This window comes from Natronoflexus pectinivorans (genome assembly GCF_004345615.1).
GTDB classification, from domain to species: Bacteria; Bacteroidota; Bacteroidia; order Bacteroidales; family Marinilabiliaceae; genus Natronoflexus; species Natronoflexus pectinivorans.
Map to the genome: position 1 here is coordinate 186786 of NZ_SLWK01000003.1, position 14907 is coordinate 201692.

General features: G+C 40.6%; 8 protein-coding genes. 2 read left to right on the forward strand and 6 right to left on the reverse strand.

All coding sequences use genetic code 11. The features are described 5' to 3' along the window. Positions 1 to 304: 304 nt before the first annotated feature. Together EV194_RS06075 and gyrA are read right to left on the reverse strand one after the other, a co-directional pair. Entirely contained in the window at positions 305 to 1477 is a 1173-nt protein-coding gene (locus tag EV194_RS06075; RefSeq protein ID WP_132433147.1) for a tetratricopeptide repeat protein, read from the reverse strand. Positions 1478 to 1538: 61 nt separating this feature from the next. Further along, positions 1539 to 4064: a DNA gyrase subunit A gene (gyrA, locus tag EV194_RS06080; RefSeq protein WP_132433149.1), complete on the reverse strand. Its 2526-nt coding sequence runs from the start codon at positions 4062 to 4064 to the stop codon at positions 1539 to 1541. Positions 4065 to 4405: 341 nt separating this feature from the next. Between gyrA and EV194_RS06085 the strand changes: the two genes are divergently transcribed. After that, complete coding sequence (locus tag EV194_RS06085; protein WP_132433151.1) at positions 4406 to 6964, forward strand: ATP-dependent Clp protease ATP-binding subunit; 2559 nt, start codon at positions 4406 to 4408, stop codon at positions 6962 to 6964. A 71-nt stretch (positions 6965 to 7035) separates the two neighbouring features. On the opposite strand, the gene EV194_RS06090 is transcribed toward EV194_RS06085, so the two are convergent. The 3 genes from EV194_RS06090 to EV194_RS06100 all read right to left on the reverse strand — a co-directional run bounded on the left by EV194_RS06090 (position 7036) and on the right by EV194_RS06100 (position 10328). Next, complete coding sequence (locus EV194_RS06090; RefSeq protein ID WP_132433153.1) at positions 7036 to 7674, reverse strand: tetratricopeptide repeat protein; 639 nt, start codon at positions 7672 to 7674, stop codon at positions 7036 to 7038. A 134-nt stretch (positions 7675 to 7808) separates the two neighbouring features. After that, positions 7809 to 9113 (reverse strand): threonine synthase, encoded by a 1305-nt coding sequence (thrC, locus tag EV194_RS06095; RefSeq protein ID WP_132433155.1) that lies wholly within the window; start codon positions 9111 to 9113, stop codon positions 7809 to 7811. A 9-nt stretch (positions 9114 to 9122) separates the two neighbouring features. Beyond that, positions 9123 to 10328: a cofactor-independent phosphoglycerate mutase gene (locus EV194_RS06100; protein ID WP_132433157.1), complete on the reverse strand. Its 1206-nt coding sequence runs from the start codon at positions 10326 to 10328 to the stop codon at positions 9123 to 9125. A gap of 683 nt (positions 10329 to 11011) precedes the next feature. Between EV194_RS06100 and EV194_RS06105 the strand changes: the two genes are divergently transcribed. Beyond that, positions 11012 to 14281 (forward strand): UvrD-helicase domain-containing protein, encoded by a 3270-nt coding sequence (locus EV194_RS06105; RefSeq protein ID WP_132433159.1) that lies wholly within the window; start codon positions 11012 to 11014, stop codon positions 14279 to 14281. On the opposite strand, the gene EV194_RS06110 is transcribed toward EV194_RS06105, so the two are convergent. Further along, on the reverse strand, positions 14278 to 14907 hold the full coding sequence (locus EV194_RS06110) for a flavin reductase family protein (protein WP_132433161.1): 630 nt from the start codon (positions 14905 to 14907) through the stop codon (positions 14278 to 14280). The genes EV194_RS06105 and EV194_RS06110 overlap by 4 nt on opposite strands.

The window sequence follows — 14907 nt, forward strand, 5'->3', positions numbered from 1 at the left end:
AAATTGGCTAAAGTTTGAGTATTTCAAGTCAGATTTTATAAACTTTTCTTTTTTTTGCAATTTGTCTTTATTTCATATCCAAGTGATTATTTTTTCTGATTAACGTATTCATATTTGAATTTATAGTCGCTAATGAATATATCACAGCAGCTGTTCTAACCTTCAGTTATCAAACTCAAATTGTAAATGTTGTATCTCAAGTTGGAAATGATCAAAGGAAATCAATCAACACCCTAGTCTTATAATTGTCATTATGTTAATTGTAATATATATTAAAATACCGGGTATTACCCGGTATTTTAAACTACTCTTCTAAAGCCTTAAGTTTCTGCTCAACTTCATCATATTTGTCCATCATTTCGAAACGATAATAGAGATTTCTCAAAGTCTCTAAAACCATCCTTTCTTCTGGTCTAACCTCATGAGCCCTTTCCATATATGGCAAAGATTTACGAAAAACATCGAGAGCCTCATTACGGGCAATCTCAAATTTAGCAAAATCAGATATTTCATTTGCTTCCCTCATCATATCAATCGCACGATTAAAATAAATAACACCCAAGTTCAGCAAAGGATCAAAAAACTCAGGATTAAGCTCGATGGCTTTTCTATATTCTACCTCAGCAAGTTCATATTCACCGCTCATATCATATAAAACACCGCGTGCATTATAGAAAGAGAAGTTTTCAGGGTCACCATCAATGGCGGTATTCAAATACTCAAGAGCTTGCTCATTCTGTTCTGAAAGCAAGTAAAAATTAATTAATGATGTCAAAATCCTATCATCATCAGGAAACAGTTCAAAACCTCTTTTTAGATTTGGCCCCATTTTAGCAGAATCTCCTGTCTGTTCATAAATCTCATGAAGCAAAAGAATTGGATCTCCCTCCCCATATCTCAAATCCAGAGTCTTTTTAAAGAATTCTTCAGCAACATCCCAATTCTGGCTTCTGCTGGCTGCAAGTCCGGTGTAATAAATAAAAACAGAGTCCGGTGGTAAATTGTCCTCTTCAAAGATTGATAGATTATTCAAATTTACAACACTGCGAAAAATCTTCATAGCAGTTGCAAAATCTTCCTCATTGAAAGCGTCAATACCAGCATTTTGCAATTCAGGTACAAAAAAGGTTAATGCCACTTTAAGATCGCGCTCAAACCTACCAGGTCTGGCTCTTCTTCCACCTTGTTCATCTCTTTGATCAAGGTCAGCCGCAAGTTTGTAATGTTCAACGGCTTGTAAAATCTTAGCTTTGTCATTCGTTCTATTATACTCTTCGGTAGCAAGACGGGCAGCAACGATATATGTCCGTGGCCATTCCCGTGTTCTGTCGTGCTCGAATGCATCTTGCAGTCGTGAACGTGCAGACTCTATATCGCCGTTATCCAAAAAAGCAGAAGCAGCTGCAACCCTTCCTCTTTGGGCATATATAGCTGATACGGCTAAGATTGAAATTAAAACTAAAAGTAATCTTTTCATTGTGGTCTGTTTTTGTTTGTTGTTGTAATCAAAATTATAACAAATAATTCGAAAAAATCAATTATTCCGGAGCATTATCGTCTTTATTAATCTCCGTTTCTGGATTTACAGTTCCTGTTTCAAGTATGCTATCCTCAATCTGTTCAGCAAGAACCTTGGTTACAGAAGCAATTTCATCCTGCTTCTTGGTAAGATTAATAAATCTCACACCTTGAGTGGCTCTACCGGTTACGCGCACATTCGATACAGAAACCCTGATAGTGATTCCGGATTTATTAATAATCATCAGGTCATTATCGTCGCTCACACTTTTAATGGTAATAAGATCACCGGTTTTATCGGTGATTCTCATGGTTTTAACACCTTTCCCTCCCCTATTGGTTACCCGGTAATCTTCAATCTTGGAACGTTTTCCAAAACCTTTTTCAGACATAACAAGGATATCCTCATCCATATTCTTCACACAAACCATGCCAACCACCTCGTCGTTGGCAGAGGCAAGGGTTATCCCCTTGACTCCCTGGCCTGTACGACCAATACAACGAACCATAGATTCGTTAAATCGGATAGCTCTTCCCGAACGGGTAGCCATTAAAACTTCATTACGTCCATTGGTCAAACGAGCCTGAATCAATTCATCATCCTCTTTAATAGTAATCGCATTGACACCATTTTGGCGAGGTCTTGAATAATCAGCCAGTAAGGATTTCTTGATCACACCCTTTTTGGTACCCATAACGATATAATGTGATTTGGTAAACTCTACATCCTCATTTAATCTTTTAACCCTGATAAATGCTTTAACCGTATCATCAGGATCAATGTTCAACAGGTTTTGTATAGCACGCCCTTTGGTACTCTTTGATCCTTCAGGAATTTCATAAACCTTTAGCCAGAAGCACTTTCCTTTCTTGGTAAAGAACATCAGGGTGTTGTGCATGGAGGCTGGATAAATATGCTCAATAAAATCCTCATCACGCATGGAGCTTCCTTTAGAGCCAACACCTCCCCTGTTCTGAGTTTTAAACTCACTCAAAGGAGTTCGTTTAATATATCCCATATGTGAAATGGTGATAATCATTTCATCATCGGCATAAAAATCTTCAGGGTTAAACTCTTCAGATGAATAAACAATGTCGGTACGACGTTCATCTTTGTATTTCCCTTTAATTTCAAGCAATTCGTCCTTAATAATCTCCATTCTCAAGTGCACATGCTCCAGAATATTCTTTAACCTTGCAATTTCTTTCAGAAGATCTTCATATTCCTGACGAAGTTTATCCTGCTCAAGACCTGTTAATTGTCGCAAACGCATCTCAACAATTGCACGAGCCTGTATTTCTGTCAACTCAAAACGATTAATCAAGTCTTCTCGAGCCTGATCAGGTGTTTGCGCTGCTCTGATAATTTTAATTACCTCATCAATATTATCGCTGGCAATGATTAGCCCTTCAAGAATGTGGGCACGTTTTTCTGCCTGATCCAGTTCAAACTGGGTTCTGCGGGTAACAACATCGTGGCGATGTTCCACAAAACAACTGATGATCTCTTTTAAATTAAGTAGTCTGGGACGTCCTTTAACAAGGGCAATATTATTAATACCAAAGGAAGATTGCAGCGCGGTATATTTGTACAGATGATTCAAAACCACGTTTGCAATGGCATCTTTCTTAAGATCGATAACAATGCGCATTCCGTCACGGTCTGACTCATCATTTACATTTGAAATGCCATCAATTTTCTTATCGTTTACCAGATCGGCAATTTTCATGATCAGTTCAGCCTTATTAACCAAATAAGGGATCTCCGAGATAATGATTTTTTCTCTGCCATTGGGTGTGGTTTCCACATCCGATTTTGCTCTGATAACAACCCTGCCACGACCTGTGGCATAACCATCTTTAACACCTTGATAACCGTAGATGGTTCCCCCTGTTGGAAAGTCAGGGGCTTTAATGATTTCAACCAAACGGTCGATCTCTACTTCCGGATCGTCCACGTATGCCACAATGGCATCGATGGTATCAGACAAGTTATGTGGTGCCATGTTGGTGGCCATTCCCACAGCTATTCCTGAAGCTCCATTCACAAGAAGTAATGGAGCCCGGGTGGGTAAAACCGTTGGCTCCTTTAAAGAGTCATCAAAATTCAGCTGAAAATCAACCGTATTTTTATCAATATCCATTAAGGCCTCCTCAGAAAGCTTGTTCAGACGAGCTTCAGTATAACGCATGGCTGCAGGACTATCACCGTCCACAGAACCAAAGTTACCTTGCCCGTCAACCAAAGGATATCGCATCGACCAGGTTTGTGCCATACGAACCATGGCGTAATAAACCGATGAATCGCCATGGGGGTGATATTTACCTAACACCTCACCCACTATACGAGCAGATTTCTTATACGGTTTTCCGGCATTAACACCCAGTTCATTCATTCCGAACAAAACCCTGCGGTGTACCGGCTTGAGGCCATCCCTTACATCGGGAAGTGCCCTGGAAACAATCACCGACATCGAATAATCGATGTAGGCTGACTTCATTTCCTCTTCAATGTTAATCTTTATTATTCTATCTCCTTCAATCATTTAAATCTATCTTTAGATGAGTCTGGAACACAAAAAAAGGTCTGTCCATAAGACCTTTTTTTCACCGCTCTAAATTAAACATTATTCATGGAATAAGAAAATATGTAGCCTCGCTTTTTATTAACATTGAATCAACGTATGATATTTGCATAAAATATACTATTTTTGAGAATTAATTACGGGATAAAAATCATTCAAGATAGCAGAAAACAGATATCGTTTTCTCCATCTCAAACATCAATCCCAAACCTAAACCGAAACTGGTTTATTGAAATAAGGAACAACCTGTTTTAGTTCGTATCTTGTTCACTAAACCATAATTTGAATAGAGAGAGTAAGTTATGGATTTGAATTATTCATCACGTGTGCGGGACGTAATTACTTCCAGCAAAGAAGAAGCTTTAAGATTGGGCAATCTGTTTATTGCTCCAGAGCATTTATTGCTTGGAATTTTGTTACAACCGGAGGGAAAAGCATGTAGATTACTGGAAAGACTTAATGTAGATTTTGGTCAACTAAGAGAAACCATAGAAAACAAGATAAAAGGGAATAAACCATTGAACAAAATGGAACACTTACCCCTTTTAAAGTCAACGGAGCAAATTTTAAAACTGGTGCATCTCGAAGCAAGGTCTTTAAAAAGTGAAAAAATCACAACTCTGCACTTGTTGCTTGCTCTATTACGAGATTCTAACGGTACAATTTCTGAAATCATGGAAGAATACAACGTAAAATATAACCAATTAAAACATCAACTGACCAAAGGCAGTGCAAAGATGCGTTCCCAAATGCCGGATGATGATGATCATGATAATCCTTTTGGATCAGGAGGAGGCAGCCCGGAAGGAGCTAAACCATCAGGAGCCAAAACTGCAAGTGAGACACCCGTTTTGGATAATTTTGGCATTGACATTACCAAGGCCGCAGAAGAAGGCCGATTGGATCCCATCGTAGGTCGTGAAAGGGAAATCGAACGACTGGCTCAAATATTAAGCCGGCGCAAAAAGAATAACCCCATACTAATTGGGGAACCCGGAGTTGGAAAATCGGCCATTGCTGAAGGATTGGCTCTTCGAATTGTAGAGAGAAAGGTTTCCAGAGTACTCTTTGATAAAAGAGTGGTTACTTTGGATCTGGCATCAATTGTTGCAGGCACAAAATATCGCGGACAATTTGAGGAACGCATCAAAGCAATACTGAATGAATTATCGAAAAATCCAGGGATTATATTATTTATTGATGAAATTCACACCATCGTAGGTGCAGGTGGTGCCACAGGCTCTCTGGATGCAGCCAACATGCTTAAACCGGCATTGGCTCGTGGTGAAATTCAATGTATTGGAGCCACCACCTTAGATGAGTATCGTCAGCACATTGAAAAAGACGGAGCGCTTGAGCGCCGTTTTCAAAAAATCATGATTGAGCCCACCAGCGTGGAGGAAACTTTTGAAATCCTTAACAACATCAAGCCCAAATATGAAGACCATCACAACGTAGAATATACTTCCGATGCCATTGATGCATGTGTTAAACTGACTGAAAGATACATATCCGACCGCCATTTGCCTGATAAAGCCATTGATGCGTTGGATGAAGCCGGCTCACGGGTGCATATTTCAAATATAGTGGTTCCTGAAACCATTCTAAAGCTTGAAAATCAGATTGAAGAAACCAAAGAGAACAAAATCAAGGCTGTAAAAGCTCAAAATTTTGAATTGGCTGCAAGTTTCCGAGATAAGGAGAAAACACTGCTGGAAGAGCTAGAACAGTCGAAGGTTAAATGGGAAGAGGAGCTTCAAAAACATAGAGAAGTTGTAGACGCCGAAAAAGTTGCCGAAGTTGTTGCCATGATGACAGGGATTCCAGTACAAAGGGTGGCACAGGCAGAAGGTTTCCGGTTGCTGAAAATGGGAGAACAGCTCAAAGGTAAAGTTATAGGACAGGAAGAGGCCATTCAGAAGATTGTAAAAGCTATTCAGCGCAACAGAGCCGGTTTAAAGGATCCAAATCGGCCTATTGGTTCATTTGTGTTTTTAGGTCCGACAGGGGTTGGAAAAACCCATTTGGCGAAAATCCTTGCCGAATATCTTTTTGATACCACGGATGCCCTTATTCGCATCGATATGAGTGAGTACATGGAGAAATTCAGCGTATCGCGCTTGGTTGGAGCACCTCCGGGATATATTGGTTATGAAGAGGGTGGACAATTGACTGAAAAAGTTCGCAGAAGACCATATTCGGTGGTTCTTTTAGATGAAATTGAGAAAGCACATCCCGATGTGTTTCACCTGATGCTTCAGGTATTGGACGAAGGGCGTCTGACTGATAGTTTAGGACGCAGGGTCGATTTTAAAAACACCATCATCATCATGACATCCAACATTGGTACCCGCGAATTGAAAGATTTTGGTCGTGGTGTTGGTTTTGTACCTTCGGGAGCAAAAAGTGATAATGAATTTGCTAAAGGTGTAATTGAAAAAGCTTTGAAAAAAGCTTTTGCACCTGAATTTCTCAACAGAATTGATGATGTCATCATCTTTAATAACCTTACAGAAGCAGACATATATAAAATCATAGATATTGAATTAAAGGGACTCTTCTCGAGAGTGGAAAGTTTGGGATACAAACTCCAGCTCACGGATAAAGCCAAGAATTTCATCGCATCGAAAGGATTTGATGTGCAATATGGTGCTCGTCCTTTAAAACGAGCCATCCAAAAATACCTTGAAGATGAAATGGCCGAGGTTATCATTCAGGCCTCGATTTCAGAAGGAGATGCAATTGAGGTTGATTTTGATGATAAAGAAGAGAAAATAACCACCAAAATTGTGGCAATAGAGGGTGATAAAGATGCAGCGAAGAAAGCTGCCAGTAAGCATGGCAAAGAATCGAATAATTAACAGACTGCAAATGATAAAAAAAAGAGGTCATCCGATGGATGACCTCTTTTTTATGCCTAACATGTTCTATATTAATTAAGACGAGTATTGATCTCTCTCAATGATGCTTGCGCATTTGAATTATCAGGATCTATTTCAAGAACCTTTTCGAACCATGGTTTGGCTTTTTCAAACTCAACATTAGCTCTTGCGGTTATTGCATCAAATTCAGATGGATCAGCATCCTGAGCAGATGCAAGTATCTGAGAGGCTCTGTTATAGGGTTCTGCACCCTGACGCAAATAGTAATTGGTTAATAGACGACGCATATGTCCGAACACCGAACTTGAGCGAAAATCTGTCATTGCCTGTAGTAATACTTCCTCCATCTCATCGTGACGCTCCAGGTTGTTTAAGGCTGTAGCAACATAAAAAGTTGAGAAATCGGCACGATAACCAAGATCTACAGACTTTTGATAATACTCAAGCGCCTTTTCATGGTTATCTGAACGACGAGCACAAGTTGCCATGTTAAAAATCATCGCCGAATTTATTTCCTCATCTTCAGGCCAAGCAGCTAATGCTGCTTCATACAATTCAAGGGCTTCAGCGAAATTATTCTCTCTCAGCGCGTCATTTCCCTGATTCTGTAGTTCAATATGCGAGGTTCCATCCTGCGCAAAAACAACCAGAGAAAAAAACATTAAACCTACAACTGCTAAATACTTCATAATCTTTACTTTTTTATTGTTTCTTTTTATTGATTCAGATTTGTTATCCATATTTCAAAGCGTAAAAATAACACTTTTTTGAAATTGAGAAAAAACATTGTCAAATATTAAAATTATAAAAATTCATTCAATGATCATGCCATTTTTTCTATTCTGCTCTTAAACTCTGTGTACAAAGGCGACATAATATTCTTCCCAACATTCTCTCCAATCTCAAAATCAATGCTATATCCAGACTTCTCCAATTCTCCCGGGAGTATTTCGTCAATGACTTCGTTAAATTTAAACGGATGAGCTGTTGAAACAAAAACAGCTGTTTCATCAACTTTTCGCTCCTTTTTAACCACCGCATAAGCCGAAGCGGTATGCGGATCCATCAAATATCCTTTGCTTTTGTACACATCCACAATGGTTGATTTTATCTCATCATCTGAAACCGGAGATGAAATGAGGTTTTTGCGAAGCTCATCAATATCATTGCGGTAAAGATCGAACATGCGGCTAAAATTACTTGGGTCACCTACATCCATTGCATTTGCAACGGTCGATATGGTAGCGTGTGGATCGTATTTTCCTGATTTCAAAAAGCGGGGTACAACATCATTGGCATTTGTAGCAGCTATAAACCGCTTAACCGGCAACCCCATTCTGGTGGCAAGCATGGCTGCCGTAATATTACCAAAATTCCCGCTGGGTACTGTTATTACAGGAGCGTCTTCAATTCCCATTCGTCGTAACTGGGCAATGACTTGGAAATAATAGACCGATTGCGGCACCAGTCGGCCAATGTTAATGGAATTGGCCGAGGTCATATAAATCTTTTCACGTAATGCCTGATCATTAAAAGCCTCCTTAACAAGTCGCTGGCAGTCGTCAAAACTTCCATCAACGGCTATGGCGTGCACATTGTCGCCGGGGCCGGTTATTTGATATTCCTGATACGGGCTTACCTTTCCGTAAGGATAAAGCACCACCACCTCAACTCCGGGCACACGGTGAAAACCGTGTGCCACGGCACCACCTGTATCTCCTGATGTGGCTGTTAAAACCATCAACTTACGACTTTCACCTTTATTAAAATGACCCAATAATCTTGACAAACATCTGGCACCAACATCCTTAAAAGCCTGTGTGGGACCATGAAAAAGTTCCAGAACATAAACCCCCTCCTCCACTTTTTTCAGCGGTATATCAAATGCAAAAGTCTCCTCCGCTATATTTCTTAATACATCATCACCCAAATCGTCTTTCATAAATTGTGACAAAACACGAAAACCGATTTCCGGCAATTCCATGGATGCCAACTCATTGAAAAACGAAGAATCCAATGTGGGAATCGACTCGGGCATAAACAGATGTCCATCCGGAGCCAAACCCTTAAACAATACTTCCTTAAGATTATATTTTTCTTGGCGATTGCCTAAACTTATATACTTCATTTGAATGACCTATTTAAAAAATATATCCAAAATATCTTCTCCTAAAACCTCACCTAAACTGCCTTTTTTAACCGTTTGTTCGTTAAAAGAATCAACAGAGTCGGCATCAACTCCGGGTTTTATCATAAAAAATGGAACAGGATCCATCGTATGTGTACGCAAATTACAAGGGGTTGGATGGTCGGGCAACAACAGAAGGGTGAAAGGTTCATCCATTTTATTCAAGCCATCCCAAAGGGGTTTAAGCAATCTTCTGTCAAAATCTTCAATAACTCGCTTTTTGAGCTCGTAATCACCTTCATGACCAGCTTCGTCCATGGCTTCCACATGCAAAAACACAAACGGGTGTTTTTGCAAAGCATCCAGTGCACCAGCAGCCTTCCCTTCGTAATTGGTATCGTGTAAACCTGTGGCACCTTCAACAAATACAGATTCTAATCCCGCCAATTTTCCAATTCCATGAATTAAATCCACGGCCGAAATCACCGCTCCCGACTCTATTCCAAACCTCTCCTTAAATGAAGGGAACGCCGGCCTGTAACCCGGTGACCAAGGCCAAATACAGTCGGCACACTTTTTTCCGGCAGCACGCCGCTTCACATTCACAGGATGGGTGGACAATATCGCTAATGATTTTTCCATAAGTTCTGAGAGCAACTGAGCAGTACCTTGCGCCTCAGGCAATTCTGCCGTTGGAAATAAAGGGCGAACGGGTTTACCGGGATGGTCGTGAGGTGGTATGCACTTCACGTTTTTATTGGCTCCCTTAATAACCAGAATATGACGATAACTTGTTCCTGTATAGAATTTTATTTTATCGCTTCCCAACTCATTATTCAGAGTTTGAATAATCTCATCCGCTTCGGCAGTTGAGATGTGTCCGGCCGAATGGTTGATGAGAATATCTTCCTCAAGAGAAACAACGTTACATCTAAAAACCAGGTCGTCAGGCTCAGATTCAATACCCAATGCAGCCGCTTCGAGCACCCCTCTTCCCTGAAAATATTTTGCAGGCTGGTAACCAAGGATATTCATGTTGGCTATTTCGCTTCCGGGATGAAAGCCTTGAGGTACAGTATGAACCAAGCCGGTGGCGGCTTGTTTGCACATGGCATCCATAACCGGTTTATGGGCGGCCATGGCGGGCGTTAATCCATTAAATGCATCTATTGGTTCATCGGCCATTCCATCGGCCAAAACTACGATATATTTCATTATTAAATCTTATGCGATGAATTTCAAAACAGAGAAGCCAAGCTCATTTTAACTCTTGCACCATAAGTGTTTTGAACGAAACACAAAACTACTATTTTATTGCCATATATAAAAGACCAAAGAGCGTAGACCCGAATATTTTGGAATAGAAATTTAGTTTATAAATCACTACTGAACGGCTAATTAATTTAGATTTCTCGCTCTGCTCGAAATGACAAAACTTTCTTGAGGTCAAGGCGGGTGAAGTGGTGATGGCGGCTTCGCCTTAATAACCCCTTCACCTCTCATATCTTAACAGCCTGTCATTTCGAGCGAAGCGAGAAATCTATTATATGATTATCATTATAAAAAATCTTAGTCGGGCAGCAGTGTTAATAAATCTAAGCAATAATGTTGTATGATGTCAGGGCTACGCCCTTAAACTAATAGAAAAACAAATTATACGAAGATATTAGGGATACGCCCCTAGTTATTCTTGTTGAGATGATTAATAGAAGTAAATTCCCTATATTTATAACCACTTCCGAAATCATACAACTAAGCATTTAAAAAAACTGACCGCTTTCCCAAAAAGCTTTGAATTGTTTAATATATCAATCAGTGATGATGGATTTGGGACTAATAATTTCCTTTGAGATATCTCCGTTTTTTTTATTAGTTTTAGAGACAGAAATCAGAACAACATGTCAAAAATACAGGTTTACCGTGCTTCGGCAGGTTCAGGAAAAACATATACTCTCACCAAAGAGTATCTTATACTGCTCTTTAAAAACCCCGGCGATTATCGCCAAATCCTGGCCGTTACCTTTACCAATAAAGCCACAGCCGAAATGCGTTCGCGTATTTTATCCACCCTTCATGATATTGCAAGTCGCTCCGGCGAGCGGCACGAGTACATGAGCGACCTGGAAAAAGCAAGCGGAAAGCCGGAAAATGAGGTTCGTCAGCTTGCATTAAAACTGCTTCGACAACTGCTGCACGACTACGCCAACTTTTCGGTAAGTACCATCGACAGTTTTTTCCAGAAAGTAACACGCTCCTTTGCACGAGAAATGGGGCTTCCCGTGGGTTTTCGTTTGGAACTGGAAACCGAGCGAATACTGCAACAAGCAGTTGACCAGTTGATACTTGAAATGGACTCTCCACAGCATAAAGAGTTAAAATCGTGGTTAATTCAGTTTGCACGTGAGCGGATGGAGGATGATAAAGGCTGGAATATTTCAGGGGAAATACTGAACATCAGCAAAGAAATCTTCTCGGAAATGTACCAGGCCAATGCTTTGGCATTGGCCAATCACATCAACAACAAAGAATTTCTCAATACCTATAAGAAAGCACTGGAGGAGATTATTCACAATATGGACTCTCAAATACAGACCATCGGGAAAAATGGGTTGGAAATCATCAAACAACATAACCTCGACATCAACATCGATTTTAAAGGAAAATCAAGAACCAAAGTCAAATGGTTTGAAAAGATGACCGACTTGAATGGCCATCTGGATGTGGAAAAATACATGGTTCTTTTGTCCGGCACAGAGCAATGGATAAAAGGAGAAAAACAGGAGAACCGAAACGAAGATGTGCTTGCTGCTTACAGCGGCGGTTTGCTCGATTTAGTGACCCGGGCAGTTGAATTGATTGCGAAAAACGTAAGAGATTACCACACTGCAAAACTCATTTTACCCAATCTCAATGCCTTGGGCATGTTGAATGATGTCAACAATAAATTGATGGAGTTGTGTCGGGAGGAGAATATTTTCCTGATTTCCGGAACCAACCACCTGTTAACATGCATCATTGAAAACAACGAAACACCTTTCATTTACGAAAAAACAGGAACCCGCTACATCCATTATATGATTGATGAGTTTCAGGATACATCATCGTTGCAATACTCCAATTTTTTGCCGCTTATTAAAGATTCCCTGGCTTCGGAAAAGACTTCACTTTTAGTAGGTGATGTAAAACAGGCCATATACCGATGGCGCAATTCCGATTGGAACCTGTTGGCCGAACATGTAGAAAAAGACTTTGACCATTACGGCATCAATGCCATTTCGCTTGATACCAACTGGCGAAGCGATGAAGAGATTATTAAATTCAATAATGCCTTTTTCAGCACTGCTGCCGAAGCCATTCAGCAGCAGTTTAACAACATGATTCCCGATGATTTAGCTGATAGCGAAACTTTTCAGCATCTTTCAAAAAAAATCATCAGAGCCTACAGCGACATTAAACAGAACACCTCAAAATCGGCTCTTAACAGCGGCGGACGACTCCATTTTGAACTTCTTGAAGGCGAGAAAAAAGAGGATTTCCAACAGGCAGCCATTGTGCAAAGCATCAAGCACATTCATAACCTTTGCGATGAATTTAAACTTTCTGAAATTTCGGTGCTGGTCAGAAACAACCGGGAAGCGGTATTGATAACCGATGCGCTGTTGTCGGGCAACTACCACCCCGAATCGAGACCATTGCCTGTCATCAGCAACGAATCGCTGGTGATTGCCAACTCTGAGCTTATCCGGCTCATTATTGCACATCTGGAGCTCATTCAGAATCCGGAAAACCTTCAAACAGAATCGTTTATTCTGCAGTATTTATACAAAAACAGTCATCTGGAGCCTGAACAAATTGAATTTGATACCACTGAGGCATTCCATCAGTTTGCGAAAGGAAATCTTTGGCAATCGCACAAAGAAAAAACATCCAACATCCAGAAAAAGCCGCTCTATGAACTTACAGAAGCCATTATTCAGCTTCTACCTGAAAAGCTAGTTAAACAGCACGCTGTTTATGTTGAGGCTTTCCAAAGTATGCTGCTGAACCACATCAATCAGGAATCGGCCGATTTAAACCGATTTTTACAGTTTTGGTACAATAAAGGATACAAGCACTCGCTCTCGATTCCCGAAAACCAGGAAGCCATCCGTGTGATGACCATCCACAAATCGAAAGGCCTTGAATTCAAAGCGGTGGTAATCCCCTTTGCCTCGTGGGATTTAAACACCCTTCGTCATGGAAACTTATTGTGGTTTAAGCCGCAGAAAGAGCCTTTCAACGCCATTCCGCTTGTTCCGGTTAAAGGGATTAAACAGCTGGGAGATTCGTGGTTTGCAGCTGATTATTTGCAGGAAGTCCTCAATCAGTATGTTGACAACCTCAACATCACTTATGTGGCATTTACTCGTGCAAGACGAAGTTTGTCGGTGTTTGCACATCTCAACAAAATGGAATACAAGAGCATTAATGACATTGGACAACTGATTCACAGCCAAATTACAACCGGACTCTTTACCAATATTTCTGAAAACGGCATAGTGGAAAATGACAGGCTGTTTACCTTAAATCGCGCCAACAGAAGCGAACGCAGTCGATCGGATAAAAAGGAATCGTCCATAAGAAAAGAGGAAACTCTTAATTTGAGCGGTTTTATTCACATTCCTCCAGGCAACAGACTAAAAATCCACATGGAAAGTGAGAATTATTTTACCGAAGATGGCGAAAATGTACAGGTGAATTACGGAAAAGTGATGCATGCACTGTTTGAACAGATAATTACCGGGAATGATGTTGTTAAAGCCTTTAAAACGTTACGTTTTAAAGGGATTATAACGGAAGCTGAAGCAGGAAATCTCCAAAACCAGGTAGAGAAATGGCTCCTTCATCCAAAAGCAAAACATTGGTTTGACGGCACTTACCAAGTAAAAAACGAAGCCGCCATTTTATCGGGAGCAGTAAAACGTCCCGACCGGGTTATGATAAAGGACGACGAAGTGATTGTGGTGGATTACAAATTTGGGCAAGGCAAACATCCCTCCCACCAAAAACAGGTACAGGATTATATTTTGCTTGTTAAAGAGATGGGTTATTCAAAAGTTAAGGGATACATCTGGTATCCCCATATAAACGAAATAATTGAAACCGACCAGCAGGGGAGGCTGTTCTAAACAGCCTCATCCCCACCCTTTCTGTTTTTCATATGTTTTTCGTGACGTTTGCGCCGGGTCTTCTTCTTTTCCACAGAAAAACCAAATTTTCCAATCTTTTTTCCCAATCCAAAATAATTACCATGCGAATAGGCAATGGGTCGGGCTTTTTTAAGTGAGAAGGCACCTGTTTCGGAATCCAGATACTTATCTTCGACCATAACATTCACCACTTCAGCCAAAAACATGTGATGTGTTCCAAGCGGCTTTATTTCAGTTACTTTACACTCTATATTAACCGGCGATTCTTCAATAATCGGGGCATTTACAACCGAGGCTTTCCCGGGAGTGAGGTTCATGCTGTCAAATTTTTGGTGATGCCTGCCGGAACGCACGCCGCACCAATCGGTGGCATAGGCCAAATCGCGCGTAGTGAGATTGATGACAAACTCCTTTGTGCGTGATAAAATTTCGTACGAATGTCTGCCGGGACGAACCGAAATATAGCACATCGGCGGGTCAGAACATATGGTACCTGTCCAGGCTATGGTAATGATATTGAATTCTTCCGGGGTTTCGCCAAGCGAAACCATAACAGCCGGAAGCGGATAGAGCATGTTTCCGGGTTTCCAATCAACTTTTGGCAT

Coding starts and splice junctions, on each gene's coding strand:
- EV194_RS06075 (WP_132433147.1), bottom strand. CDS start 1,477: ATGAAAAGATTACTTTTAGTTTTAATTTCAATCTTAGCCGTATCAGCT.
- gyrA (WP_132433149.1), bottom strand. CDS start 4,064: ATGATTGAAGGAGATAGAATAATAAAGATTAACATTGAAGAGGAAATG.
- EV194_RS06085 (WP_132433151.1), top strand. CDS start 4,406: ATGGATTTGAATTATTCATCACGTGTGCGGGACGTAATTACTTCCAGC.
- EV194_RS06090 (WP_132433153.1), bottom strand. CDS start 7,674: ATGAAGTATTTAGCAGTTGTAGGTTTAATGTTTTTTTCTCTGGTTGTT.
- thrC (WP_132433155.1), bottom strand. CDS start 9,113: ATGAAGTATATAAGTTTAGGCAATCGCCAAGAAAAATATAATCTTAAG.
- EV194_RS06100 (WP_132433157.1), bottom strand. CDS start 10,328: ATGAAATATATCGTAGTTTTGGCCGATGGAATGGCCGATGAACCAATA.
- EV194_RS06105 (WP_132433159.1), top strand. CDS start 11,012: ATGTCAAAAATACAGGTTTACCGTGCTTCGGCAGGTTCAGGAAAAACA.
- EV194_RS06110 (WP_132433161.1), bottom strand. CDS start 14,907: ATGCCAAAAGTTGATTGGAAACCCGGAAACATGCTCTATCCGCTTCCG.